This window comes from Chryseobacterium sp. StRB126, from assembly GCF_000829375.1.
Taxonomy (GTDB): Bacteria; Bacteroidota; Bacteroidia; order Flavobacteriales; family Weeksellaceae; genus Chryseobacterium.
Genome location: NZ_AP014624.1, coordinates 4,241,918 through 4,266,506, shown reverse-complemented (window position 1 = coordinate 4,266,506; position 24,589 = coordinate 4,241,918). Strand labels below are relative to the sequence as shown.

At 35.8% G+C, this 24,589-nt stretch carries 24 protein-coding genes; 14 read left to right on the top strand and 10 right to left on the bottom strand.

All coding sequences use genetic code 11. The annotated features are described in order from the left end of the window. Nucleotides 1-39 precede the first annotated feature (39 nt). The 9 genes from CHSO_RS19175 (at nucleotide 40) to CHSO_RS19135 (ending at nucleotide 8,797) form a co-directional block, all read left to right on the top strand. Nucleotides 40-819 (top strand): alpha/beta fold hydrolase, encoded by a 780-nt coding sequence (locus tag CHSO_RS19175; RefSeq protein ID WP_045499638.1) that lies wholly within the window; start codon nucleotides 40-42, stop codon nucleotides 817-819. Nucleotides 820-933: 114 nt separating this feature from the next. Then, on the top strand, nucleotides 934-1,152 hold the full coding sequence (locus CHSO_RS19170) for a microviridin/marinostatin family tricyclic proteinase inhibitor (protein ID WP_045499636.1): 219 nt from the start codon (nucleotides 934-936) through the stop codon (nucleotides 1,150-1,152). 90 nt (nucleotides 1,153-1,242) lie between these two features. Further along, a complete protein-coding gene (locus CHSO_RS19165; protein WP_045499633.1) occupies nucleotides 1,243-2,199 on the top strand; it encodes an MvdC/MvdD family ATP grasp protein in 957 nt (318 codons plus the stop codon). Beyond that, on the top strand, nucleotides 2,192-3,196 hold the full coding sequence (locus CHSO_RS19160) for an MvdD family ATP-grasp ribosomal peptide maturase (RefSeq protein WP_045499630.1): 1,005 nt from the start codon (nucleotides 2,192-2,194) through the stop codon (nucleotides 3,194-3,196). Before CHSO_RS19165 ends, CHSO_RS19160 begins: the two co-directional genes overlap by 8 nt. A 462-nt stretch (nucleotides 3,197-3,658) precedes the next feature. Next, a complete protein-coding gene (locus tag CHSO_RS19155; protein WP_045499626.1) occupies nucleotides 3,659-4,672 on the top strand; it encodes an NAD-dependent epimerase/dehydratase family protein in 1,014 nt (337 codons plus the stop codon). Continuing rightward, complete coding sequence (locus CHSO_RS19150; RefSeq protein ID WP_045499623.1) at nucleotides 4,669-6,438, top strand: AMP-dependent synthetase/ligase; 1,770 nt, start codon at nucleotides 4,669-4,671, stop codon at nucleotides 6,436-6,438. The genes CHSO_RS19155 and CHSO_RS19150 overlap by 4 nt, the downstream gene beginning before the upstream one ends. 206 nt (nucleotides 6,439-6,644) lie before the next feature. Continuing rightward, the gene (locus tag CHSO_RS19145) at nucleotides 6,645-7,700 is read left to right on the top strand and encodes a diphosphomevalonate/mevalonate 3,5-bisphosphate decarboxylase family protein (protein ID WP_045499620.1); all 1,056 of its coding nucleotides are present in this window, start codon (nucleotides 6,645-6,647) and stop codon (nucleotides 7,698-7,700) included. A 258-nt stretch (nucleotides 7,701-7,958) separates the two neighbouring features. Continuing rightward, nucleotides 7,959-8,399, top strand: coding sequence for a nuclear transport factor 2 family protein (locus tag CHSO_RS19140; protein ID WP_045499608.1), 441 nt, complete (start codon nucleotides 7,959-7,961; stop codon nucleotides 8,397-8,399). Between the two features lie 20 nt (nucleotides 8,400-8,419). Continuing rightward, on the top strand, nucleotides 8,420-8,797 hold the full coding sequence (locus CHSO_RS19135; protein ID WP_045499605.1) for a VOC family protein: 378 nt from the start codon (nucleotides 8,420-8,422) through the stop codon (nucleotides 8,795-8,797). Here CHSO_RS19135 and CHSO_RS19130 read toward each other — a convergent pair whose 3' ends face one another. Both CHSO_RS19130 and CHSO_RS19125 read right to left on the bottom strand, forming a co-directional pair. Further along, nucleotides 8,798-9,181, bottom strand: a complete 384-nt coding sequence (locus tag CHSO_RS19130; protein WP_045499602.1) for a DUF1634 domain-containing protein — start codon at nucleotides 9,179-9,181, stop codon at nucleotides 8,798-8,800. Beyond that, the gene (locus CHSO_RS19125; protein WP_045499599.1) at nucleotides 9,181-10,011 is read right to left on the bottom strand and encodes a sulfite exporter TauE/SafE family protein; all 831 of its coding nucleotides are present in this window, start codon (nucleotides 10,009-10,011) and stop codon (nucleotides 9,181-9,183) included. Before CHSO_RS19125 ends, CHSO_RS19130 begins: the two co-directional genes overlap by 1 nt. Before the next feature lie 97 nt (nucleotides 10,012-10,108). On the opposite strand from CHSO_RS19125, the gene CHSO_RS19120 reads away from it, so the two are divergent. Both CHSO_RS19120 and CHSO_RS19115 read left to right on the top strand, forming a co-directional pair. After that, on the top strand, nucleotides 10,109-10,660 hold the full coding sequence (locus CHSO_RS19120) for a DUF1543 domain-containing protein (protein ID WP_045502968.1): 552 nt from the start codon (nucleotides 10,109-10,111) through the stop codon (nucleotides 10,658-10,660). Nucleotides 10,661-10,684: 24 nt separating this feature from the next. Further along, nucleotides 10,685-11,797 (top strand): 5-(carboxyamino)imidazole ribonucleotide synthase, encoded by a 1,113-nt coding sequence (locus CHSO_RS19115; RefSeq protein WP_045499596.1) that lies wholly within the window; start codon nucleotides 10,685-10,687, stop codon nucleotides 11,795-11,797. A 120-nt stretch (nucleotides 11,798-11,917) separates the two neighbouring features. Here the strand turns inward: CHSO_RS19115 and CHSO_RS19110 are convergent, their stop codons facing one another. The 4 genes from CHSO_RS19110 to CHSO_RS19095 form a co-directional block, all read right to left on the bottom strand. Beyond that, entirely contained in the window at nucleotides 11,918-12,589 is a 672-nt protein-coding gene (locus tag CHSO_RS19110; protein WP_045499593.1) for an SH3 domain-containing protein, read from the bottom strand. Nucleotides 12,590-12,781: 192 nt separating this feature from the next. Next, nucleotides 12,782-14,905, bottom strand: coding sequence for a cation:proton antiporter (locus CHSO_RS19105; protein WP_045499590.1), 2,124 nt, complete (start codon nucleotides 14,903-14,905; stop codon nucleotides 12,782-12,784). A gap of 6 nt (nucleotides 14,906-14,911) precedes the next feature. Then, nucleotides 14,912-15,484 (bottom strand): hypothetical protein, encoded by a 573-nt coding sequence (locus tag CHSO_RS19100; RefSeq protein WP_045499587.1) that lies wholly within the window; start codon nucleotides 15,482-15,484, stop codon nucleotides 14,912-14,914. 277 nt (nucleotides 15,485-15,761) lie between these two features. Next, nucleotides 15,762-16,667 carry a DMT family transporter gene (locus CHSO_RS19095; RefSeq protein WP_045499584.1) on the bottom strand — a complete coding sequence of 302 codons (906 nt, stop codon included), beginning with the start codon at nucleotides 16,665-16,667 and terminating at the stop codon, nucleotides 15,762-15,764. Nucleotides 16,668-16,923: 256 nt separating this feature from the next. Between CHSO_RS19095 and purE the strand changes: the two genes are divergently transcribed. Then, on the top strand, nucleotides 16,924-17,427 hold the full coding sequence (gene purE / locus CHSO_RS19090; RefSeq protein ID WP_045499582.1) for a 5-(carboxyamino)imidazole ribonucleotide mutase: 504 nt from the start codon (nucleotides 16,924-16,926) through the stop codon (nucleotides 17,425-17,427). 153 nt (nucleotides 17,428-17,580) lie between these two features. Here purE and yiaA read toward each other — a convergent pair whose 3' ends face one another. From yiaA to ahcY, 3 genes are all read right to left on the bottom strand, one after another. Next, the gene (gene yiaA, locus CHSO_RS19085) at nucleotides 17,581-17,973 is read right to left on the bottom strand and encodes an inner membrane protein YiaA (RefSeq protein ID WP_045499579.1); all 393 of its coding nucleotides are present in this window, start codon (nucleotides 17,971-17,973) and stop codon (nucleotides 17,581-17,583) included. 175 nt (nucleotides 17,974-18,148) lie between these two features. Continuing rightward, the gene (locus CHSO_RS19080; protein ID WP_045499577.1) at nucleotides 18,149-19,303 is read right to left on the bottom strand and encodes an acyltransferase family protein; all 1,155 of its coding nucleotides are present in this window, start codon (nucleotides 19,301-19,303) and stop codon (nucleotides 18,149-18,151) included. Nucleotides 19,304-19,386: 83 nt separating this feature from the next. Next, on the bottom strand, nucleotides 19,387-20,700 hold the full coding sequence (gene ahcY, locus CHSO_RS19075; RefSeq protein ID WP_045499574.1) for an adenosylhomocysteinase: 1,314 nt from the start codon (nucleotides 20,698-20,700) through the stop codon (nucleotides 19,387-19,389). 165 nt (nucleotides 20,701-20,865) lie between these two features. Here ahcY and CHSO_RS19070 point away from each other — a divergent pair, with 165 nt between their 5' ends. Continuing rightward, nucleotides 20,866-21,384, top strand: coding sequence for a pyridoxamine 5'-phosphate oxidase family protein (locus CHSO_RS19070; protein WP_045499572.1), 519 nt, complete (start codon nucleotides 20,866-20,868; stop codon nucleotides 21,382-21,384). Nucleotides 21,385-21,692: 308 nt separating this feature from the next. Continuing rightward, entirely contained in the window at nucleotides 21,693-22,307 is a 615-nt protein-coding gene (locus CHSO_RS19065) for a 4'-phosphopantetheinyl transferase family protein (RefSeq protein WP_045499570.1), read from the top strand. On the opposite strand, the gene CHSO_RS19060 is transcribed toward CHSO_RS19065, so the two are convergent. Continuing rightward, on the bottom strand, nucleotides 22,288-24,558 hold the full coding sequence (locus CHSO_RS19060; protein WP_045499566.1) for an FUSC family membrane protein: 2,271 nt from the start codon (nucleotides 24,556-24,558) through the stop codon (nucleotides 22,288-22,290). The genes CHSO_RS19065 and CHSO_RS19060 overlap by 20 nt on opposite strands. Nucleotides 24,559-24,589 lie beyond the last annotated feature (31 nt).

Here is a 24,589-nt window from a genome sequence, read left to right as displayed (position 1 = left end):
CTTCTGGAATCTGTGCTTCAAATCTGTTATTTTAAAAATATGGAAATCTTAAATTCAAAAATATTTGGCGAAGGTTCAACCGCTACGCCGCTTTTAGTATTTCACGGATTATTTGGAATGCTCGATAACTGGGGGAGCTTTGGGAAAGATCTTGGAGAATATCTTCCGGTGCATCTTATTGACCTGAGAAATCACGGAAGAAGTTTTCATTCCGATGATATGTCTCACGATGATCTTGCTGATGACATTGCCCGTTATATGGAGCATTATGGCATTCGAAAAGCTCATGTTTTAGGGCATTCTTTAGGTGGAAAAGCTGTGATGCAGTTTGCTTTAAAATATCCTGAAAAAGTAGAAAAACTGATTGTAGTAGATATTTCGCCAAAAGCATATCCGCCACACCATCAGGGAATCATCAAGGCTCTTGAAACAGTAGATTTTAATACAGTAGGCTCAAGAAATGAGGTGGAGGCTGTCTTGAATCAATATATTCCTGAAAAATCAACAATACAGTTTTTAACAAAGAACCTGTATTGGGATGATAATAAAAAACTGAATTGGAGATTCAACCTTAGAACCCTATCCGAAAAGTATAATGAATTTGTATCCAATGCTGTGAAATTTGGTGTTTTTGAAGGAGAAACCTTATTCATTGCAGGAGAGAAATCCAATTATATTTTACCACAGGATGAATATGGGATCAAACAGCAATTTCCAAAAGCGAAGATAGTAACCGTAAAAAATGCAGGACACTGGGTTCAGGCTGAAAATCCTGTTGATTTTGCTGTTGTTGTTAAGCAATTTCTTGGTTTGAATTAATAATATGCTTTATATTTTGATAATATGTTAAAATTATCTTAAAGTGTGATTTTATTTCTCCATAAGTTGAAATTTTTGTACATTAGATTATCAAATAACCAAAAATATTAATTTATGGAAAACAAAAATTCAAAAAAGAAGCCGTTTTTTGCGTCATTCCTTGAAAAACAACTTAAAGATCCGGAAACAGTAAAAGGAGGAACAGATATTACAATTCCTGAGAGGGATACGATCACAAAACCTACTTTGGATGGTGTAACATCTAAGTTAACTGATATGGATCATACTATGAAATATCCTTCTGATGGGGATGATGATACTGCTGAACTATAAAATAATTATTTTACAGTAACATATTAACAAAATTGTAACAAAAGGGGGGAACTTAACATGTTAAGTTTCCCTTTTTAATAAAGCAGGCAAATGATTCTCTGTATTACCCATTCACAGGATTTTTACACTATTGATCGTTTCTTTCAACACCTTTCTTCTAGAAATATTCCCTACTTCAGACTGAATTCTGACCAGCTGAATCATCTTCAGAAAATCAGCATCAGTGAGGACTCTTTTGAGATTACTGATTGGGATGGAAATAGCATCCATTCCAATGATATTACAGGAGTATGGCATAGAAAAGGATGGCAGATCAGTGTTCCTGAAGAGCTGGATCAGGAGTACGAAAAAATCTTTCGAAATGAATATGCCCATCTGCGCTACAATCTGTTTACCCAACTGCAACATCTCCCATGGATCAATCCTTATGAGACTGAAAAGAAAATTGATGGGAATAAAATGCTTCAGCTGAAGATAGCCCAACAAAATCATCTGATGGTTCCCCCAACGATTTTTACCAATGATGAAGAGAAAGTAAAAGCTTTTTTTGAACAGTATTGCTCAGGAAAAGCCATTGCCAAGCTTCACGGGGTAACCCGGAAAACAATGAGTGGTGAGAATCTGATTTCCACGATGGTAATTGAGCAGGAAACATTGGAAGACTTTTCTGATATTATTTATTGTCCTATGATTTTTCAGCCTTATATCGATAAAGAATATGAGCTGAGGATTATGTATGTAGATGGAGAATTTTTTACAGGAAAGATTAACAACAGTGAAAATGCTGATTGGAGAATTAGTCATGAAGACTATTTCTGGACGGTGTATGAACTGCCTGATGAGGTCAAAATTAATCTGATTTCCATGATGAAGGAAATGGGATTGTATACCGGAGCTATTGATATGATCCGGGGAAAAGATGGGAAATATTATTTTCTTGAAGTTAATCCGCAGGGAGAATGGGGAATGCTTCAAAAAGAACTGGGATTTCCCATTGCAGAAAGAATTGCCGATAATCTTATTAAAAGAATCAATATCCATGAATAAAATTTTAATTATAACACATACTGCAGATAATTTTTCCATTGAAAAAGTAACAGAATACATTCAGGATAACCATTGTGAGGTTATTCGCTTTGATGTTGATTTATATCCTTTACAGAATAAATTATCAACTGTTTTTCAAGAAGGAGAATGGGTGACAGTGCTTGAAACGTCCGAAAAAAAATACCGATTGGATGATATTTCAGCAGTCTGGTATCGCCGGGCTTACAATATTGGAAAAGGGCTGAAGGAGGAAATGGATGCTAAGTTTCTTAGTGCAGCGATGGGAGAGATTCGTAATACATTATTCGGGTTCTTTGAATCTATTGATGTGTATTCATTAGGGAAGCCAAGTGTTTACAGAAGGCTTGACAGTAAAGAGGAACAGCTGAAACTCGCTCAAAAAATAGGACTCTCTATTCCTGAAACTTGTTTGACTAATAATCCTGAAGAGGCCAGACAATTCATTTTAAAACATCAAAATGTTGTGGCCAAAATGCAAACCGGATTTGCTATCTACGAAGATGGTGTGGAAAGTGTGGTCTTTACCAATGTGGTGAGTGAAGATAAGCTGGAAGAACTGGATTCACTGCTGTATTGCCCGATGCAGTTTCAGAAAATGATTCAAAAGAAAAAAGAATTGCGGGTGACTATCGTGGGGAGAGATATTTATGCCTTTGAGGTAGATTCTCAACAGTTTGAAGATGCTAAAGTAGATTGGAGAAAAGATGGGGTTAATCTGCTGGATAAATGGATACAGACAGAATTGCCGGCAGATGTTGAAGAAAAGCTTCTGGAGCTTCTTGATATTTATAACGTAGACTATGGAGCAATAGATATTATCGTTTCTCCTGAGGATGAATATTACTTCATCGAAATTAATGCCGCTGGAGAATTCTTCTGGCTGGATAAGCTAACGGAAGGAAACCTTATCTCTAAAAGTATTGCAGATGTCTTGTGTGATAAAGCTCCGAGAAGAGATAATGTTGTGATGGTATAAATGATTAACTTTTTATATAGTGGCCTTGGAAGTTTTAATACTTTCAGGGTTTTTGTATTTAATGGAGAATTGTTTAAACCACCCCGTCAAAAATTCTTTGAATTTTCGCCACCTCCAAAAGAGGGGAATGATTACATCTCCAACTGAATATTTGATTGTAGTATCATATCAATGAAAATCGGAGATTTTCACAAGCTTAAATGTTCTTATTATTCACAAAGCAGATAACTTAAAAAAAATTAAGTGTTCAAAAGCTTTTGTGTCTAAAATAAAAGGATTCTCCATTTAAGTTTAAAGTTTTGTGATTCTCAGAATGATAATATTGGTTAAATAAAGTTGAATTTTGCTTTAAAAATTGCAAATTTGCAAAAGCATTTTTTTAGGTAACTTTTGCAGGAACCTGAAGAATTGCCGGATAGAAAATATTGTCATATTTTAGTCAGCAATCAAGTAACATAATTAATGGTTTTTGTAACGGGTGCAACCGGAATTCTGGGAAGAATAATCGTGCTGGAACTTCTTAAAAGAGGTAAAAGTGTACGAGCTTCTAAAAGACTGGGCAGCAATTTAAACGAAGTAAGGCATTCATACAGCTTTTATACGGAAAATCCTGATGATTTTTTTAATAAGATAGAATGGATGAATGTGGATTTTGATGATATTGATTCCTTAAAGGATGCACTGAAAGGAGTAGATGAGGTCTACCACTGTGCCGCAAAAGTAAGTTTTCATCCCAAAGATGAGAAAGAAATGTACCATACCAATATTAAAGGTACAGAAAACTTATTGTATGCCTGTGAAGGATCTGATGTTAAAAAATTTCTGCATGTAAGCTCTGTAGCCGTTTTAGATAATTATAATGAAAAAGGAGAGCTGGACGAAGAATCTGATTTTAACCCGAAATTAGAACATTCTGCTTATGCTATTTCCAAGCATTTATCAGAAATGGAAGCCTGGAGAGCCTCTGCTGAAGGAATGAATGTGGTTATTATTAACCCGGGAATGATTGTAGGAAGCGGAAACTGGACGCAAAGCAGTGGTGAACTTTTTTCAACCTTTGAAGATAACAGCTTTACCTTTGCCGGTGGATCTGCCTATGTAGATGTAAGAGATGTTGCTAAAACTGCCATTGAACTCATGGAAAACAATATTTTTGGAGAGCGCTTTATCATCGTTTCTGAAAATAACAGATATGCAGATCTGGCAAAACAGATCAGAACCCGATTAGGTCTTAAAGAGGCAAGAATACTTTCAAGATCTCTATTAAATATAGGAAAATGGGCTAACATTCTTTTCGGATGGTTGATTCCAAAGCTGAAAATGGCTACAGAATCCAATATTGAGGCGATCTCTTCATTCAATACCATTTCCAATTACAAAGTCACGGAAAAACTGAACTATCAGTTTATTCCCATCCAAGAAAGCATAGACTTTCACCTGAACAATTATATTAACGACAAAAAGCTGAAGAAATGAATCTTGCAGAGGCAATAATCCTTAAAAATGTAGAAAAACATCCTATAAAAGCGGCTATCGGCTTTAAAAAGAAAGAAGAGGCCTGGAAAGAGCTGAGCTGGAAGAAATTCAGTGAAATTATTTTTAAAACAGCCAATGCGCTAAAAGAAACAGGAGTTCAGGAAAATGATAAAGTGGCTATTTATTCAGACAATTCATCGGAGTGGATGATTGTAGATTTAGCTGCAATGGGCATGGGAGCTATTACTGTTCCTATTTACTCTACCAATAATGCTGAACAGGCAGAATATATTATTAAAGATTCCGGAGCTAAAGCGATTTTGGTAGGAAACCAAATGCAATATGATGCTTGTTTGGAACTTTTACATAAAGAAGATAACCTTCTTGAAACCATCATTGTTTCTAAAAAAGCAGTGTGGATCAAGAAAGAATTCAACAGCTTTTATCTTGAAGACTTTATTTCAAAAACGTCCTCAGAGCTGGAGATCTGTAAAAAAGAAGATGATGATACCGCCACGCTGATCTATACTTCCGGAACTACAGGAACGCCTAAAGGAGTTATGCTTACCCATGGGAATTTCATCAAAGCATTTGATTCTCATTTTGAATTTTTTAAATTTAAAAACTTCGAAGAAGAGCTTTCTCTTGCATTTTTACCCTTAAGCCACGTTTTTGAAAGAAGCTGGAGCTTATTATGTTTGTATGGCGGAGCAAGAGTTTATTTCCTTGAAGATCCGAAAAACGTAGCCAAAGCATTGGAAGAAGTAAAACCTACTGCCATGTGCGCAGTACCGAGATTCTTCCAAAAAGTATATGCAGGAGTTTTGGAAAAGGCAGAAGAAGGATCACCATTGAAGAAAAAGATCTTTAACTGGGCCTTGAAAACAGGATGGGAAACCGCAGAATTAAGACGAAATGAAAGACCTGTTCCTTTTGGCTTAAAATTAAAAGAATCTGTTGCAGATATGCTGGTCTTCAGTAAGATCAAGAATAAAATGGGTGGAAGATTGTGGTTTTTACCTTGTGGTGGAGCATCTTTATCACCTGAAGTAACCAGATTCTTTGAATCAGTGGGAATTCACGTTACGGTTGGATATGGTTTAACAGAAACTACGGCTACCTTAACTCTTTTCCCTTTAACTCATTTTGAACATGCTACGAGCGGAAAACCGCTACCGGGAGTAGAAATCCGTATCGGAGAAAGCGATGAGATTCAGGCCAGAGGAAACGGAATCATGAAGGGATATTATAACAGACCTGAAGAAACCCAAAAAGTATTTACAGAAGATGGCTGGTTTAAAACCGGAGATGCAGGAAAATTAGATGATAAAGGCAACCTGATTATTACAGACAGACTTAAGGATCTGATGAAAACTTCCAATGGAAAGTATATTGCACCACAACAGATTGAAAACCTTCTGACCAATAATAATTTCATTCAGCAGATTATGCTGGTAGCGGAAGGTAGACAATTTGTATCTGCCTTAATCGTTCCCAATTTTGAGTTTCTACAGGACTATATTAAAAAGAATCATATTCCATTCACCCATTGGGAGGAAATGGTGAAAAATGAAAAGGTAATCAACCTTTATAAAGAGAAAATTAAAGAACTGCAAAGTCACCTTGCTGATTATGAAAAAGTAAAGAAATTTACATTAATGCCGGCAGAATTCGACATCAATACCGGAGAAATCACTCCAACTTTGAAAGTAAAAAGAAATGTAGTTCTTAAAAAATATGCAGATATTATAGAGAAGATGTATTAACCGACTTATAAACCACAAAAGTCACAAAAGTTTTAACCACTTAAGCTACATTTTTATGTAGAAAAAAGTACACTAAAGTTTTGTGAAAATCTTCAATTTTCACGAATATTTCATTTGAAGACGTGAAAATTCCTCTCTTTTGGAGGGGTGGCAAAAATCCAAAGAATTTATGACGGGTGGTCAAGTCTCAAGCATTTAAATAAACTATGACAACACAATTTATAGGAAAAGAAAATTTTACTCTTCATACCCACACAGTTTCAGAGAGCTGTCCGTCTAATATTGCCTTAATCAAATATTGGGGGAAATATGAGAATCAGATTCCGGCCAATCCAAGTATCAGTTATACTTTGAATCATTGTAAAACCAATACTATAATGGAGTTTTTGGCTGATGAGCCTTTTTCTGTACAAACCTTTTTGTCAGGAAATGAAGAGGTGAAGTTTGCTGAAAAGATTGAAAAATACTTCAAAAATATCGAGCAGTATCTTCCATGGATCTTAAAAGGGAAATATATCATCAGAACAGAAAATACATTCCCACACAGTTCAGGAATTGCGAGTTCTGCATCAGGATTCGGAGCTATTGCTAAATGTCTGATGGCATTGGATGAAACGTTTACAGGAAAAACTTCAGAAGAAGAATCCTTAAGAAAAGCTTCATTTTTAGCCAGATTAGGAAGCGGAAGTGCATGCAGAAGTTTGTACAATGGATTGATCGTCTGGGGAGAAACAGAAGAGGTTGAGGGAAGTTCGGATCTATTTGCAGTAGCATATCCTGAGACTGAAATACATGAAGTATTCAAAAACTTCAATGATTGGGTTCTGCTGATTCATGAAGGACAGAAAAGTGTTTCTTCAACAGTAGGACACGGCTTAATGAATACCAATCCGTATGCAGAAAGAAGATTCCAGGAAGCAAGGGAAAACTTTGTTCCGATGAAGGAAATTCTGAAAAACGGAGATATGGAACGCTTCATCAAATTGGTAGAACATGAAGCGCTTACCCTTCACGCGATGATGATGATGAGTGATCCGGCTTTTATCCTGATGAAGACAGGAACATTAGAGGTTATCAATAAAATATGGGATTTCAGAAAAGAGACAGGACTTCCGTTATTCTTTACCCTGGATGCTGGTGCCAATGTACACCTTTTATTCCCAAATAATGCTTCTGAAGGACAAATCCAAACATTTATAGAAACTGAATTATTACAACACACACAGAAGAATGGTGTAGTGAAGGATGTGATGAGGTTTTAAAATATGAAAAAGAAGAAGGTCTATATTCTTATAATTGCCATTTTCTTATTATAATTTTTACAATGAAATATGAAAAAGGAATTACAATAGGAAGTTGGGGAATAAATAGAACCATTAATTGGGGATGGTGGAACTTTGGATTTTGATAGAAAAATATTCAATAGAGGTGGGCTTTAGCCCACTTTTTTATTAAAGAATTCATTCCAAAGGCTTTAGCCAAAACATATTTTCCTTATTTTTATTCTATAAATCAACCGTATGAATAAAATAGCAGCAATCCTTCTCATATTCAGTGGTTTCTGTTTTGGACAGCAGAATCAGGACATTCAAAAACCTATCCGAAACCTGTTTCTTGGAATGAAAAACGCTGATCCTGAACTTGTAAAAACAGCCTTTGCTAAAAATGCCGTTCTGCAGACGATTACAAAAGACGGTACAGTAAAAAGTGATAATATCCAGGAGTTTATAGGAACTGTTTCTACGTTTACAAAAGGTGATCTGGATGAAAGAATTGTGGTTGAAGCTATTCATACAGATGGAAACCTGGCAAGCGTATTTACTCCCTATAGTTTTTACCTGAAAGGGAAATTATCCCATTGTGGAGCAAATAGCTTTCAACTGGTGAAACAGGATAATGAATGGAAGATTCAGTATATTATTGATACCCGAAGAAAGGAAAACTGTAAGGAAATAAAATAATAAAAATATTTAAGAAGAAAATGAAAATTCATCATATAGCTATCATTGGGTCAGATTACGAAGTATCAAAGAAATTCTATACAGAGATTTTAGGTTTACAGGTTGTTCGTGAAGTATATCGTGAAGAAAGGCAGTCCTACAAACTTGATCTGGCTATAGGAGATCATTATGTGATTGAATTATTCTCCTTTCCAAATCCACCTGCGCGCCCCTCTCGTCCTGAAGCCTGCGGTTTAAGACATCTTGCTTTTTCGGTGGAAAATGTAACGGAAAAACGAGATGAGTTAATTGGGAAGGGATTGGATTGTGAAGAGATCCGTATCGACGAATTTACAGGAAAAGAATTTTTCTTTACCCAGGATCCGGATCAGTTGCCGTTGGAGTTTTATGAAATGTAATTAGTGCGCATAACCAGCAAAGAAACTCACTGCCATAATTGCTAAAACTACTGAAGAAATGAATACATATATGTAATCTTTTTCTTTTAAATAGCCTATTAAAGCGAAGACAATTCTCATCAGGGGAGTGACGATCAGTATAAGAATTCCAAGCTGAATAATAGCCATTCCTTCTCCTTTACAGAGAGAATCCCAAAAGTGACTCCATACCTTCTCAGAAGAGTTTCCTACAACAAGACTCGTGTACTTTTTAGGCATTTCAAAACCTTCAGTAAACAATTTAATGAAACCGATCAGTGAAGTAGCCACAGACAGAATGACGCCCAGTCTCAGAAGATTTCCTACGGAGCGGTTCAGATCTACATCTGTAAAATTCTTTTTCATTATCTGAAGCTTTTGTTGATACCGTTATACATCATATATACAGACAGGATTGTAATCACAATGGCAAAAAATACTTTTAGCTTTTTGGTTTTAGATACCATTAATGTTTTAGAACCGATAAAACTTCCAATCACCACTCCAATCAGTACAGGAGCTGCAATGACCGGAATAATTTCACCTCTCTGGAAATAGATCAATGCACTGGCTACAGCCGTTACTCCAATCATGAAATTACTGGTGGTTGTAGAAACTTTAAAAGGAAGTTTCATCATATTGTCCATAGCTAATACCTTTAATGCTCCGGAACCAATTCCTAAAAGTCCGGACATTGCCCCGGCAAACATCATCATTAAGAATCCAGGAACTGTATTTCTTGCAGAATAGTTTTTTAATACTCCTTTATCAGGAAAAGTTCCGTAAAGTTTCAGTTTCTCTTCCAGGCTTCCATGAATTAAAGGTTCCTGATGGTCAGGCTTTCCTTTTAAATTTAAAGCAACTGTCAAAAGGAGAATACTTGCGAAGATAATTCCAATGGTGTTCGGATTAAGCATCCCTGAAACCAAAGCCCCTACAATTGCTCCAGCAGTGGTGGCTATTTCAAGGAACATTCCAATTCTCATATTGGTAAACCCTTCTTTTACAAAAGCTACTGCAGCACCGGAAGAAGTTCCGATTACCGAAATAAGAGAAGCGCCGATAGCGTAATGCATTGGAACGCCGAATCCCAACGTTAATAAAGGAATGATGATAACTCCTCCTCCAAGCCCTGTAAGTGAGCCTAAAAGGCCCGCAGAAATAGCGCCAAAGAAGAGTATGATGATTTCTGACATACTACAATTAATATTACAAATATAAAATTATTGTAGTAGTCTGCCAAACATTTGAAAAAGATAAATTTAACGTATTTTTGCATGCATGAAAAGTGAAATGAAATTATTTTATGTGATCCTCGGGGCAACTCCCAAAGGAAGAAACATTGAGCAGCATGACGTTTTTTTTGGGATTGCTGAGAGCCTGAAGGATCTTGTCCCTGATATGAAAGCCTTTTGGAAAGAAGCAGAAGGAAAGATTCATCTTGATTGCTATCAGGAAGTAAGATTTGCTGATGGTTATGAAGTAAAGATCGTTGAGAAAGATGGAAATACATCTGAAAACCAATTGTTCTTCCTTAATTTAGGAGGTTACAAGCCCGGTTTTTTTGAAGAATTCCATGAGCAGCATCTGATGGTAGGGCAATCTATGGGTGAGATCGTAAAGAGAGCAAAAGTTACAGAATTCTATAAAACAATGGGATTTGAAGGAGCAGTAAGCCATATTGATGACAAACATGGAGTAGATATTGATGATATTTTTAATGTGAATGATATTCTGCCAGTATCTATGAAAGAAAAATATTCTATTGTTCTTACAAAATCTGATGTAGAAAATCAGGAAAACCCAATGGGGCTGGGATATTTAAAAATTGATAAAATTCAATAAGCATAAATCTAATAAAAATAAAAAATGAAAATAGGAATTCTGGGAGGCGGACAGCTGGGAAGAATGTTGATACAAAGTGCTTTGAAGTACGATGATGAGTTTTATACTCTGGATCCGGCTTCTGATGCACCATGCCATAATATCTCGTATTTTACAGAAGGAAATTTCAATGATTACGAAACCGTTCTGAATTTTGGAAAAGATAAAGATGTGGTGACCATTGAAATAGAACACGTAAATGCTGATGCATTGGCTGAACTTGAAAAACAGGGAATCAGAGTAGTTCCTAATGCCAGTATCATCAAAACCATTCAGCAAAAGATCCTTCAGAAGGAATTTTATAAAACTCATGATATCCCAAGTCCTGAATTTCAGATCGTATGGAACAGTGATGAAAAGATCATGATGCCATTGCCATTTGTTCAGAAAATGAATACCGGTGGTTATGATGGGAAAGGCGTGCAGGTTATTAAAACAGAAGAGGATTACCAACATTTATGGAAAGAAGCTTCAGTGATTGAAAGTCTTGTTGATATTGATAAAGAGCTTTCCGTTATTGTGGCCAGAAATGAAAAAGGAGAAACCAACACTTTTCCGGTGACAGAAATGGTGGCTGATCCTAAACTTAATCTTTTAGACTTTAATGTATGTCCGGTTTTATTAACTGAAGATGTTCAGCAGCAGATTGATGCCATTACAGAGAAGTTTTTGAATGCAGTGAATTCCCCGGGGCTTTTTGCTATCGAATTATTCTTAGATAAAGAAGGAAAGGTATGGGTAAATGAAACAGCACCAAGATTGCATAATTCAGGACATCAGAGCCAGGAAGGAAATACCAATTCTCAGTTTGAGCAGATGTACCGTGTAGTAAAAAATCTTCCTTTGGCAGATACAGATGCTATTACCTACAGCGGAATGCTGAATCTGGTAGGAGCAGAAGGCTACTCTGGAAAGGTAGTATATGAAGGAATGGAGGACGTTATGAAGTTACCGGAAACCTACATTCACTTATACGGAAAAACAGAAACCAAACCGGGAAGAAAAATGGGGCACATTAATGTGTTGGCAGATTCAAGAGAAGAGCTTATGGAAAAGCTTGTGATGGTGAAAGGAATGGTGAGAGTAATTTCAGAATAATCAAGTTTTAAAATATAAAAAAGGCAGTTGTATTTATTTACAGCTGCCTTTTTTACTTTTATATTTCTTGCAGATTTTTATTGATCTGTCGGATTTGCTCAATGGGTAAGAGATAACTTTTTAAAAGGGTATTTCCAGAGTTCTCCCTTTATATTCGCCTTTTTCAATAGTAAAAAGAGCAACATAGGTACCTGCACCATCAGAATTTAACATGGAGATGTATAAAGTATCATTAATACGGTCATAATAACAGCTTGTAGATTTATTATTAACTTCGAACAGGTTTTCAATCTCCTTTTCAGGGATCTGAATGGTTTTGTCTCCAATTTGTGCAGTAATGGAAAGATAGTGCGTTTTAGGAATTGTTCCGTCTATTCCCCAAACCTGCTGTTCCTTATAGTAATCTCCAGATAAGGTTGAGGTAAAATCTTTTTCATTTTCCTTAAAATTAAATTTTCCGGAAAGAATGTTTACCTTAATATTTCCGGATTTAAAGATCGCTTTATTGGCATCCCGTACAGTGGGCGGAACAGGCTGATAAGATTTTATATATTTTAGTCTTGAATTGTGAACGTAACCATTGCTTACATTAGCCCAGGTCTTATTCGTAGGATCAGACTCAAATACATAGACGATCTCATTCGAATTGACCTTGCCAACAACTAAACTGTTTGCATCTGCATTTTCCCTTATATTCACATAGCCATCTTTATCTACAACTTTTGCAAACTGAGCAAATGATAATTGTACACTTAAAGCTGCTGTTAAAAGGAATATCTTCTTTGTTTTCAATGAATTTTAATTTTAGGCAAAAATAGGTAAAAAGGCTGGAAATAGGAAGCTGGAAATAGGAAGAAGGAGGCTGGAAGTTACTTATAGGCGGTGAATAACTTCCCGGTCTTCTTATGAAAAAAGATAAACGGAATGATAGTCCTTCATTATTTATCATACTCAATAACTTCCAGCCTCCAGCTTCAGGCTTCCTTACTTAAATATTTTTTGAATCACATTTCCAATTTCCATAAAATCTCCGTGATTACCTACAGAGCGTATTTCCGGACTGTTTTTGTCATACTCGGAGAAAGGGAAAATTAAGAGATAATTATTGTCATTCAGATATCTGTTCAATAACTCAGGAATAAGTCTCATACGGGGAATATAGGACTGCATTCCGCGTTTAGCCATTAAAATAATCAGAGCTTCATCCTCTTTCAGCTGAGCGGCTGTTTTTTCACCATCCTGCCATGTGTTCATAATGATGAATTCTGCTTCTATATTCGCTTTTTTAATGATCTTCTGAAGAATATCAATGATGTTTTCAGGTGCATAAAAAGTAACAGTAGCTCCGGAATTTCTGGCAATATTCCAAACCCTTAAAAGGGCATGGAAAAATCCTGCTTCCTTATGAGCGTTTTCTGGAATCATGACAGCATATTTCTTAATGGTAGAAAGCGGTTGGGCAGCATGATACACCAATACGTTCACATCGTCATTCTGAAGGTAACCGTTGTAAAGGTTGTAGACAAATGACGGTGAAAAACCTTTCTCATCTTCTAAACCAATAATCAGATCTGTAATCTTCTGTTCCTTGATAACATTGTTGACTCCATTAATAACATCATTGTCATACCTTTTAAGAGCCTGTAATTTGACATCAGCCGCTGCAGCCGTATCAGCTGCCTGGTGAAGAAGCTTTTCGGCGTTTTTTACAGACGATTCATTTTTATCTTCATTGATGACATTTAGAGCGAATAAATCTTCCTTATTGGAATGTGCTTTAATCAGTATTCCCAGATTCACCATTCTCTCTACGGTTTCTTCGTGATTAATGGCCAATAGAATACTTTCCTCTTCATGGCTGGTTCCGGAAACCGTATCTTCATTATCGCTTTCTGCAATCTTTTGGGCACTTGCCATGGAAATAAAGGATGAAATGGTACAGGAAATAAGGATCAATAAAATACTTCCGTTAAGAACGTGTTCATTTAATAATCTTACAGGTTCTCCTGTTTCAGTTTCAGAAAGAATAATGTTATAACCTACCATTACAGAGGCCAGCGTTGCAGCCGCAGAAGCAGAGCTCAATCCAAAGATCAGTTTTCCCTCTTCTTTTGTGAGTCTGAATGTCTTTTGGGTGGCTACTGCAGAAAGATATTTTCCGCCAATGGATGCTACAAGCATAATTCCTGCCACCTCAAGCGTTTCCCAGCTTTTGAAAAATACTTTAAAATCGATCAGCATTCCTACACTGATCAGGAAGAAGGGAATAAAGATGGCGTTTCCTACAAATTCAACTCTATTCATTAAGGAGGAAGTATGAGGAATAAGCCTGTTTAATGCCAGCCCGGCAAAGAATGCTCCGATGATGGCTTCCACTCCGGCAAGTTCGGCAAGCATCGCTGCCAGATAAATCATCACCAATACAAAAATATATTGTGAAATCTTATCATCCACTCTTTTGAAGAACCAGCGCCCTATGATAGGGAATACAATAAGTACAATTAATGCAAAAAGAATGAATGAAACGGATAATTTCACCCAGAATTCCGTTCCCACATCTCCCTGAGACATTCCAACAATAATGGCAAGAACCAATAACGCAAGGATATCCGTAATCATGGTTCCGCCAACCGTAATGTTGACCGCTTTATTTTTGGCCATTCCCAGTTTACTTACCAATGGATAGGCAATAAGCGTATGGGATGAAAAAAGACTCGCAAACAAGATGGAAGTAAGCATTGAGAAATGAAGAATGTAATATCCGCCCAAGTATCCCAATACAAAAGGAACAATAAAGGTATAAAGCCCAAAGGTGAGACTTTTCCATTTGTTTTTCTTAAAATCTCCCATGTCTATCTCAAGTCCTGCGAGGAACATAATGTAAAGAAGTCCGGTGGTTCCGGTTACTACAATACTGCTGTCTCTGGATAATACATTGAATCCATTGGGACCGATAATAGCTCCCGCAATGATAAGGCCCAGAAGATGGGGAACTTTAATTTTATTTAATAATAATGGAGCCGCAAGGATGATGACCAGTACCAATAGGAACTTCAGCACCGGATCCTCTATGGGAAGGCTCAGGTTGTGTATACTCAGTAAAATCATAAGTGTTTATTTGGTGGAACGTACTAATTCAACAGAGAACTTAGCGGTGCAGCCATCAGAAGTAATGGTTCTTGTTCCCTTGATTTTGTTGTCAGAAATGTCGTTAAGCAAAACATTCATTTCTACATTCTTTTTAGCTGTAGAATCTGTTTTGAAGGTAAGTCTGATCTCGTTATTTTCAAATTTGCCGGAATATAGCCTTACCAGATTGTTGTTGTTGATGATTTTGGTAATAGGCTGGGTAGAATCATTGTCAAATTCCCAGATATCTGTACGCTGATCTCCTATCGCATAATCGCTGCAATTGGATTCTGTACAGATCACTTTCCCGTTCCATGGGCCGGAAATCTCTGCTGGCCATGTGGCAATCACCATTGAGTCTTTTGAATCCTTTTTAGCAAAAATACTGTCTCTCATTTTTAAAAGTGACTGGTACTCAGATTCTTTTTTAGCGAATGTTTTTTCTTTTTCTAATAATTGTTTTTCTCTGTCCGTAAGGTTCTTTTCCTTTTCCTTGTAATCACAGCTTACCAGGATAAAAGAGGCCGCAAGAAGTACGAAAAATGTGTTTTTAAGCATGTTGTATAGGTTGAGTATACAATATAGGGAAAAAATGAAAACGAGGCAAATTACCATTGTGCGAACCTTGCAGAATGACTGATTTTTTTAGCTACGAATACATGACTATTTTTACTATGTTCTGATGCAGTAAAAATAAATCATATAGAAACATAGATTTTATACGTAATAAAAAATATTCGTGCATTAGTGGCAATCACAAAAGCATATTTTGCAGTGTACAATTTTATCGCAGATAAAATCCTTGCGTCTTTGCTCTATCCAACATTAAAATAAATTATACAACTTTCTGCCTCCTGAACATTTCCGGTTTATAATTAATGATAAACACTCCACAAATAATTAATGCGGCAGCAAGAATAAATTTCATGGAAATTTGTTCATCCATAATCAGCCAGCCCAAAAATATAGCAATAATGGTATTGATATAAGCCAATATGGAAACCTGCACCGGAGAAATTTTGGTTAAAGCATAATGGAATGCAAAAAAGGCCGCTACAGACCCAAAAACAGATAGGTATAACATCGCAGAAATACTTTTGAAAGTCCAGTTTCCGAAGCTATAGTTCTCAGAAAACAGGAAAGCAAGAATAATCTGAACAATACCTGCAAAAAGGAATTGATAGAATAAATTCAGGGTTATGTTTCCGCTCTGAATATTCAGTTTTTTCGTGAAAATTGTTCCGGAGGCCCATCCTGTAATAGCACAAAACATAAAGATCATTCCCGTTCTGTAATCCGGATTGGCAAGGTCCTGCAGACCGTCCCAGAAAATAAACAGAATTCCGCTGAAACACATCAGAACCCCAAAAAAAGCCCGGATGCTGAACTTTTGTAAGCCTACAGCTAGGCTTCCCAAAAATACCAGAATAGGGGAGCAGGCACTAATGAGTGATGCCAAGCTGCTTGATACGGTTTCTTCAGCAACAGTAGTCATGCCGTTGGCTATAACCAACATTAAGATGGCAAAAACAATCTGATACCCTAAACTTTTCCAGCCAATCCATTTAAATTCTTTTCTTGAAAGAAGGATGATGAGCATAATGATGGATGCCAGAAACTGACGGATTCCAGCCACAAACCAAGCTGGAATAGTTTCCACAGCCACACGGATGGCTAAAAATGTAGTTCCCCAGACAAAAGCAACAGTAAGAACAGCGAAAATAAGTTTATAATCTTTCAAAGTAAATGGAGTGTAACAAGCAAATGTAGCTGTTTTTCTATGACTATGATGGGTACAGTTGAAGTAATTTTCTGTGATACAGATGAGGAGGGAAGCTGTAGGCTGGAAGAGGGAAGGTATGGTCGTCTTTATATAGATTGCAGCATGAAATGAATAGGTATTATGTTGTTCGGAAATAAACTTCCAGCCTCCAGTCTCCCAACTTCCAGCTTTAAATTTTAATTTTTTATCTTTGGAGATCTAATAAAAATTGAAGATGGTAGGTATTATTATGGGCAGTCAGAGTGATCTGCCGATCATGGAACAGGCTGCAAATTTCCTTAAAAGTCTGGATATTCCTTATGAATTGACGGTAGTGTCAGCTCACAGAACACCGGAAAGAATGTTTGAGTATGCTAAGACAGCTCAAGGGAGAGGTCTTAAAGTGATTGTTGCCGGAGCAGGAGGAGCAGCGCATCTTCCGGGAATGGTGGCAAGTTGTACAACACTTCCTGTAATCGGAGTTCCGATTTTGTCTAGTAATTCTATTGACGGGTGGGATTCTGTACTTTCAATTCTTCAGATGCCGGGTGGAATTCCAGTGGCAACAGTAGCATTAAATGGTGCATTGAATGCGGGAATTTTAGCCGCTAAAATCATTGGAAGCGGTAATGAAGAAATTGCAGCGAAACTTCAGAAGTATCAGGATTCTTTGAAAGATAAAGTATTGGGAACTGTGGAAGATATTAAAGCACAGCATCCTAATCATTTTGACAAATAGTTTACATCTAAACTCACAATATATAAAAGCCTCACTTTTCAGCGAGGCTTTTGTTTTTACTTTAATGAATTTTAAATTCTGAGTACTCTAAAGTATTACAGAGTGTAAAAAGATATAAAATAAGAAACTCTCCGGTATTGGGGAATTTCTGTATTATTCCTGAAGCATATTGTCTCTGGTATTCTTCTGAACGGCAATAGCACCAAACAATGCCAAAAGAAAGGCAAAGGCGTAAAATCCTTTTTCGCTAGGAAGTATGGTGGCATTCCATAATCCGATAGCTAATAAAACGATTGATGATAAGGTTGCAAACCAGCAGATACCATAGTAAATATCAGTTACTTTAATATTTTCTAATCTATCACGAACGGCTTTCTGTAAAGAAACAACGGCAAATAAACCATATAATAAGATCGTAAAATAGTAACCTTTCTCATTCAGCAGCATTTCTGCTCTTGCAAGACCTACAATATAACCAACCATACCTGCTCCTAAAGCAACCCAAGATGCCGCTACAAAAGCACCTGAAACATTTTGTTTTTTCATGTTTAATGTTTTTTATTAATGATCCCAAAAATATAGTTTTTTTTTAAGTATCAAAATTATTTACAAAAAATCCCTTTATACTTATTAGTAAAGGGATAGATTTTTTGTTTTTCTAATCCTTAAAGGCTTGTATATTCGTTATTATATTTTAAATAAAAGCTGTTTTTTTGAGATATTATACTTGCTTTTTACTTATTATTTTATAGTATAGGTTTATAAATGGCTTCTCAATTAAATAAAATGTAAATGAGCAAATTATATTTAGAAAAATTGCAATTATAAACATCAAAAACATATAGGTGTTTCCATTCATATTTTTTATAGTATCAAAATCAATAAAGTAAAAAGTTGTGAATAATAAAACCCCATGAACTAGGTAAGTGCTATATGAAATCTCTCCTAAAAATTTTAAAAAATTGATTTTTAAAAAGCCAAATAAATTATTGCCTAAAGCAATAATAGTAAATGCTAGGATGAGAAAAGTTTTAGAAAAATAATTACGGCTACTCGAATCAAAAGACAGACCTATAATTAAACACAAAATGGCTAAAAGTGAATAGAGTTTATTGCTTAATTTTATATGAGGATGAAAATAATGAATTATTGCTGGAATCATACCTCCTAAGAATGAAATAATATGTGTTAGTCTAATCGTATTATAATTTATATATACTAAAATAAATAGTATCGATACAATGATAGATATAACATTTTTGTTCTTTAACATTAAAGTTCCAATAATTGGAAGGGTAAAATAGAATAACCATTCATAGGGTAATGACCAAACCACACCAGCTAACATAAAATCAATACTGTAAGTGTGGCCAATAATTACTTTCCCTTTAATGTTGAACATGTACCATTTTAGGCACTGTGCTAAAAAAACATATAGAGTTGAATTTAAAATAAAATGATCTATAACTAATGCGAAAAATATACAAATAGTGACAACAAAAAAATATAAAGGGAACAGTCTGAAAATCCTTGAATATAATAAGTTTCTCCAAAAAATCAGATTCTGATTTCCTGATTTTAAAAGCTTATTAGTGAATAGAAAGCTGGTAATCATGAAGAAAAATGCTACAGAACTTTCACCAAGATGTATAGCAAGATGATTTTTAGGTAATTCCCATATATTAGTGTTGAGGTAATTTTTCCAAATTATAGAATGGTGAATAAAAACCCCGGTTGCCAGAAGTCCCCTAAAACCATCAATACTTTCAAAACGATTGGTAGCAGTCTTAAAATTGACAATCCTAGAAATAAAAAATCCAGAAATAAATATTGATGAGTAACAAATTAATATAAAGAGGTAGCTATCTATGCTCATTAATTAAATTTTCGATAAATATGGTGAATAAAAAATTCCTTTACAATAACATGCAAAGGAATTTTTTATAAAAATTAAAAGTCTTAATATCTGTAATACTCAGGCTTGAATGGCCCTTTTACATCTACTCCGATATATTCAGCCTGCTCAGGAGAAAGCGTTTCAAGCTCTACGCTTAATTTCTTAAGGTGTAAAGCAGCTACTTTTTCATCTAAGTGTTTAGGCAACATATATACTTCGTTTTTGTATGCTGCAGAGTTGTTCCATAGCTCGATCTGTGCCAAAGTCTGGTTAGAGAAAGAGTTAGACATTACAAAACTTGGGTGTCCTGTTGCACATCCTAAGTTTACCAATCTACCTTCTGCAAGGATGATGATTTCTTTTCCTTCTACCGTATAGATGTCTACCTGAGGCTTCACTTCAGATTTAGTAGAACCATAGTTTTCATTTAACCAAGCCATATCGATTTCGTTATCGAAGTGACCGATGTTACAAACGATAGCTTTATCTTTCATTTTAAGGAAGTGCTCTCCTCTTACGATGTTGAAGTTACCTGTTGTAGTGATGATGATATCTGCATTATCTACTACAGTATCTAGTCTTTTCACTTCATAACCGTCCATTGCAGCCTGAAGCGCACAGATTGGGTCAATTTCAGTAACGGTTACAATAGAACCAGCTCCTCTGAAAGAAGCAGCAGTACCTTTACCTACGTCTCCGTATCCGCAAACTACCACTCTTTTTCCAGCTAACATTACGTCTGTCGCTCTTCTTACAGCATCTACTGCAGATTCTTTACATCCGTATTTGTTGTCGAATTTAGATTTAGTTACAGAGTCGTTTACGTTGATAGCTGGCATTACCAAAGTTCCGTTCTTCATTCTTTCATACAGTCTGTGAACTCCGGTAGTTGTTTCTTCAGAAAGACCTTTGATGTCTTTTGTGAATTCAGGGTATTTATCAAAAACCATGTTTGTTAAATCTCCACCATCATCCAGGATCATGTTTAATGGCTTTCTATCTTCACCAAAGAATAAAGTTTGTTCAATACACCAGTCGAAGTCTTCAGCATTTAAACCTTTCCAAGCATAAACCGGAATTCCTGCAGCAGCAATTGCAGCAGCTGCATGGTCCTGTGTAGAGAAAATATTACAAGATGACCAGGTTACTTCAGCTCCTAAAGCTACCAAAGTCTCGATAAGCACAGCCGTTTGGATTGTCATGTGAAGACATCCAGCGATTCTTGCTCCTTTAAGCGGTTGAGATGGTCCGTACTCTTCACGGATAGACATCAAACCTGGCATTTCTGCTTCTGCAAGGGTGATTTCTTTTCTTCCCCATTCTGCAAGGGAGATATCCTTAACTTTATAAGGAACGTATTGTGTTGTTGTACTCATATGTAATGAATAAATTTAAATTCAGTTGATAACGAAAGGCAAAATTACAATTTATAATTAAGATAAAAAAACGGCAGATCAATTTCAGTTTCATGAGATTAAACATAGCTTAAAATTATTTAGTCTTAATATAAATAATTATTTTTATCTGACAAATACTATATTATGAATACTACCCATACAGAAAAAAAAGTAAAACCTGTTGCTCCCAAAGTAAAGGAACTGGTTGAAAGGTCTAAAAGTGTAATCCTGGCTACTGTAGATGCTGAAGAGAACCCCAATTCCAGCTATGCGCCGTTTGTACAGGTTGGTAATACCTTTTATATTTTGGTTTCCTTTATGGCAAGACATACCAAAAATCTTTCGGAAGGAAGAAAGGCTTCAATCATGTTTATTGAGGATGAGTCTGCTACCAAACAGATTTATGCAAGAGAACGTTTGACCATAGAAGCTACAACCTCTCAGATTGAAAGAGACTCTGAAACATGGAATAACGTAGTTACAAAATTGAAAGAAGCTCACGGAAAAGTTGTAGATGTTATTTCTGAAATGGGTGACTTTATTTTGATTGCTTTACAACCTGTAAAAGGTTCTTATGTAAACGGATTCGGAAGCGCTTACTTTGTGGATGCCAATCTGGAAATTATTGAGCACAGAAATGATGTGAACCATCAGTCTAAATAAAATAGGAAAGGGAGATGGAAGTTAGACGTTAAAGTTATTAACCCAAATAGTGAGCCTGCTTTTGCATGGATTTTTTTAATAAGTTTGCAGTCTTTGTTTTTATGCAAATAGAAATTTCCCTCCTCCAACCTTTCCTCACTTTGTCTATTTCTTCCATAAAGCTGACTGTTATTGAAACTCTATTTTCTAAATAAGTTTACCTTTGTTTTTATCAACAAAAAGAAACTTCCATCTTCCTGTTCCTATCTTCTGAGCTTCTTAGTCTTCATCTTCCAACTTTTTCCTTATTTTTACCCAATAAAAAAAGAATGCCCCTTTACAGAGATTTTTCAGATGATAATGCCACTATTCTGGTTTGGAAATATGATGAAAGTGAAACACTTGATATCAACGAATTGCTGGAACCTGAAAATGCTGAAAAAGTAAAGGACTACCATCCTAAAAAATTATTGGAAGTACTGATGGTACGTAAACTGCTGAAAAGTTTAAAACCAGACTCCAAGATTCTATACAAGGAAAGAGAACCTTTTCTTTCTCCTCAGGATGCGGAAATTTCCATCACTCATTCTTATCCTTTTGCAGCTATTGCTATTTCTAAAAATAAAATAGGAATAGATGTTGAAAAATTCAATCCCAAGATTTTAAGAGTGATTGATAAATTCACCTATGAAAATGAAAGAGGGTTTATTCCTGAAGATAAAGCCGATACTTTTTACACTATTATCTGGAGTGTAAAGGAAAGTATGTATAAGATTCACCATTCCAAATATTGGTCCTTAAAGAAAAATTATGAAGTAAAGCCGTTTGAGCTGAAGCATCTTCATAAGATCAGCTGTCGTGTGTATGATGAGCAGTTTTCAGATGAATTTAAAGCCAGAGTGGAGTTTTTTGATGACTACTGCTTTACGATTGTGGAGGAGTAGAAGGAACATGTTTCTCGCTTCTGTATTTTTCGATTACTTTTCTTTGTTCTTTAGCAACATCATAGATCAGTTCCAGAATATCATGAATGTTTTTTAGCTCTGTTAAATGTGAAATTTTATCAGGGTCTCTTCGGTCAACAATTTCATTTTCCTCTATCTCGGTTTTTCTCTTCATAAGCATGTCTTCAATAGAAGAGTCTTCCGGCTCCAGGCGGCTTTCCATTCTAAGCGCTTCAGTGATATCATCTCCATTTAATAAAGTTGAAGTTTGCTGCATTTCTGCTTCAATTTTCCTGCTCCAGCTTTCAGCATCTATTTCAGGGTATTGCTCATTGTTTTTAGAATATTGAGAAAGAGAAGCTGTATATGCTGTAATAAGATGTGAAGTGGCTACAAACTGATGAACTACTTCCAGTTTTTTCTGTTGATTTTTAGGATCTGAGATCATTCTCTGGAAATTATCGGAGAGATTGGCCAATGAAATGATGGCATTTTTTCGCTTTACCTTATAATCTTCAATATCAAAATTTCCCTGCAGGAATTTAGACATCACACTCTGGAAATAGATAAGATTATCTGCTGCCGATTTTTTCATCAGATCCAGATTTTGAGTATGTTCCCAGACAGGTAATACGATATAGGAGACTGCAAATGCTATAATCCCGGCAATAGCAGTATCTACAATTCTGTCTTTAAAAATAACATCTACTTTTCCAGGATTTAAAAAATTAAAACTCAGGAAAATATAGATCGTCATAAACAGGACTGCCCAAAAATATTTTCCTTTCAGAAAACTGAAGCACATAATCATACTGATCAACAGAATAGCAAGTAAGACACTATTGATATGTATAAAATGCAATATGACATAGGCAATTGTTGCTCCAGTAACAGTGCCATAGAGACGCAGGAGGTTTCGTTGCTTGGTAATGGAGTAGGCCGGTTTCAGAATGGCTGTAATGGTAATTAATATCCAATAGGTATGTCCCAATCCCAGAAAATCAAACATGGAAAAAATATACCCCAGTAATAATGCTGTTGTAATTCTTATTGCATGACGGAAATGAGAAGAAGATAGTGAAATATTATTTCTTAAAACCTTTGAGTTTAGCTTGGGCTCATTGGGCATAAACTTTTTTAAGTCAAGCCCGGTGGATAAACTTTTTGCCAGTTTTACATCTTGTGAAAATACTTTGTAAATTTCATTGATTTCCTTGGTAATTTCGTTGATACGCATTAGGATCTGACGAAGAACCATAAAGTTTTCTAAACTATCAGGAGTCAGTTGTTTATTTCTAAGTTCGAAATAATGATAGTTAAGGTTTTTTAATTCCAGTTCAAGGTTAACCATCGGCTTTGCCCTTGTTCCGCTTTGGAGGGCAATTCCGATATTGGTGATCTCTTCAGCCAGCAGATTAAGATAATCATGAATGTTAACAAGAATCATACTGTCTTCAAAACTTTGCTGAAGTTTCTGATAGTCACTTTCAGAAGTCATCAGCTTTTCATGAAGGTCCATGGAATTCAGGAACATCAGCATCAATAAACGGCTGGTCGTTGTAGATTCATTAACAATAGTCCTGGTTTTAAAGACTGTTTCTCTGGTGTCTTCCTGCAGGTTTTTTATTTCAATCTGTTTAGCAATAACCTGAGTGGTAAGTTTATCGAAATCAGGATTCTTCTGATAATAATTAGCTTTAATTTTTAAAAACTCCGCCAATTGAAGATAATTTTCACCAATCATCTGACCCGCCAATTTATAAGGACGGATGGTAGTAACTACAAGGAATATCAGTAAAAACCAGATACATCCACAGGTGAATATCAGTAAGCTTTTAAAAATATTAGCCCCGGTAAGATGGCCGTCAATAAATATGGCGAGTACCACCAGTGATAATGAGCCTACTGCAGCCAATCGCTGGCCATACACTCCAATTAAGGAGAAGAACATTCCAAAAACAATAATCTCAAGGAGTACCAGTATTTTAAAATTCATCACCAGGCTTGCAATCAATGCCACAAACACAAAACAGCAAATGGCAAATGCCAGTGCATTTCTTCTTCTGATAAAAGGTCCGGGCTGATCGGTAAGAGCTACAAAGCTGGTTCCAAGAGGGAAGAGGAAGTATTCTTTTAAAATTCCAAAGTGGGCAAGAACTAAACAAGGGAGAACAGTAGCTAATGTAATTCTGATTGCAGAATACAGATACTGACTGGTCACAAATTTTTTTAGCTCCGCCGAATAGTTCATATTACAAAAATAGCTATTGAATTTAACAAAA

Excerpts from the sequence above, each read along its gene's own strand:
- yiaA (WP_045499579.1), bottom strand. The coding sequence starts at position 17,973 with ATGAAAAAACAAAATGTTTCAGGTGCTTTTGTAGCGGCATCTTGGGTT.
- ahcY (WP_045499574.1), bottom strand. The coding sequence starts at position 20,700 with ATGAGTACAACAACACAATACGTTCCTTATAAAGTTAAGGATATCTCC.
- CHSO_RS19140 (WP_045499608.1), top strand. The coding sequence starts at position 7,959 with ATGAATAAAATAGCAGCAATCCTTCTCATATTCAGTGGTTTCTGTTTT.
- CHSO_RS19080 (WP_045499577.1), bottom strand. The coding sequence starts at position 19,303 with ATGAGCATAGATAGCTACCTCTTTATATTAATTTGTTACTCATCAATA.
- CHSO_RS19155 (WP_045499626.1), top strand. The coding sequence starts at position 3,659 with ATGGTTTTTGTAACGGGTGCAACCGGAATTCTGGGAAGAATAATCGTG.
- purE (WP_045499582.1), top strand. The coding sequence starts at position 16,924 with ATGGTAGGTATTATTATGGGCAGTCAGAGTGATCTGCCGATCATGGAA.
- CHSO_RS19160 (WP_045499630.1), top strand. The coding sequence starts at position 2,192 with ATGAATAAAATTTTAATTATAACACATACTGCAGATAATTTTTCCATT.
- CHSO_RS19130 (WP_045499602.1), bottom strand. The coding sequence starts at position 9,181 with ATGAAAAAGAATTTTACAGATGTAGATCTGAACCGCTCCGTAGGAAAT.
- CHSO_RS19060 (WP_045499566.1), bottom strand. The coding sequence starts at position 24,558 with ATGAACTATTCGGCGGAGCTAAAAAAATTTGTGACCAGTCAGTATCTG.
- CHSO_RS19170 (WP_045499636.1), top strand. The coding sequence starts at position 934 with ATGGAAAACAAAAATTCAAAAAAGAAGCCGTTTTTTGCGTCATTCCTT.
- CHSO_RS19165 (WP_045499633.1), top strand. The coding sequence starts at position 1,243 with ATGATTCTCTGTATTACCCATTCACAGGATTTTTACACTATTGATCGT.
- CHSO_RS19115 (WP_045499596.1), top strand. The coding sequence starts at position 10,685 with ATGAAAATAGGAATTCTGGGAGGCGGACAGCTGGGAAGAATGTTGATA.
- CHSO_RS19120 (WP_045502968.1), top strand. The coding sequence starts at position 10,109 with ATGAAATTATTTTATGTGATCCTCGGGGCAACTCCCAAAGGAAGAAAC.
- CHSO_RS19105 (WP_045499590.1), bottom strand. The coding sequence starts at position 14,905 with ATGATTTTACTGAGTATACACAACCTGAGCCTTCCCATAGAGGATCCG.
- CHSO_RS19125 (WP_045499599.1), bottom strand. The coding sequence starts at position 10,011 with ATGTCAGAAATCATCATACTCTTCTTTGGCGCTATTTCTGCGGGCCTT.
- CHSO_RS19070 (WP_045499572.1), top strand. The coding sequence starts at position 20,866 with ATGAATACTACCCATACAGAAAAAAAAGTAAAACCTGTTGCTCCCAAA.
- CHSO_RS19145 (WP_045499620.1), top strand. The coding sequence starts at position 6,645 with ATGACAACACAATTTATAGGAAAAGAAAATTTTACTCTTCATACCCAC.
- CHSO_RS19150 (WP_045499623.1), top strand. The coding sequence starts at position 4,669 with ATGAATCTTGCAGAGGCAATAATCCTTAAAAATGTAGAAAAACATCCT.
- CHSO_RS19175 (WP_045499638.1), top strand. The coding sequence starts at position 40 with ATGGAAATCTTAAATTCAAAAATATTTGGCGAAGGTTCAACCGCTACG.
- CHSO_RS19135 (WP_045499605.1), top strand. The coding sequence starts at position 8,420 with ATGAAAATTCATCATATAGCTATCATTGGGTCAGATTACGAAGTATCA.
- CHSO_RS19100 (WP_045499587.1), bottom strand. The coding sequence starts at position 15,484 with ATGCTTAAAAACACATTTTTCGTACTTCTTGCGGCCTCTTTTATCCTG.
- CHSO_RS19065 (WP_045499570.1), top strand. The coding sequence starts at position 21,693 with ATGCCCCTTTACAGAGATTTTTCAGATGATAATGCCACTATTCTGGTT.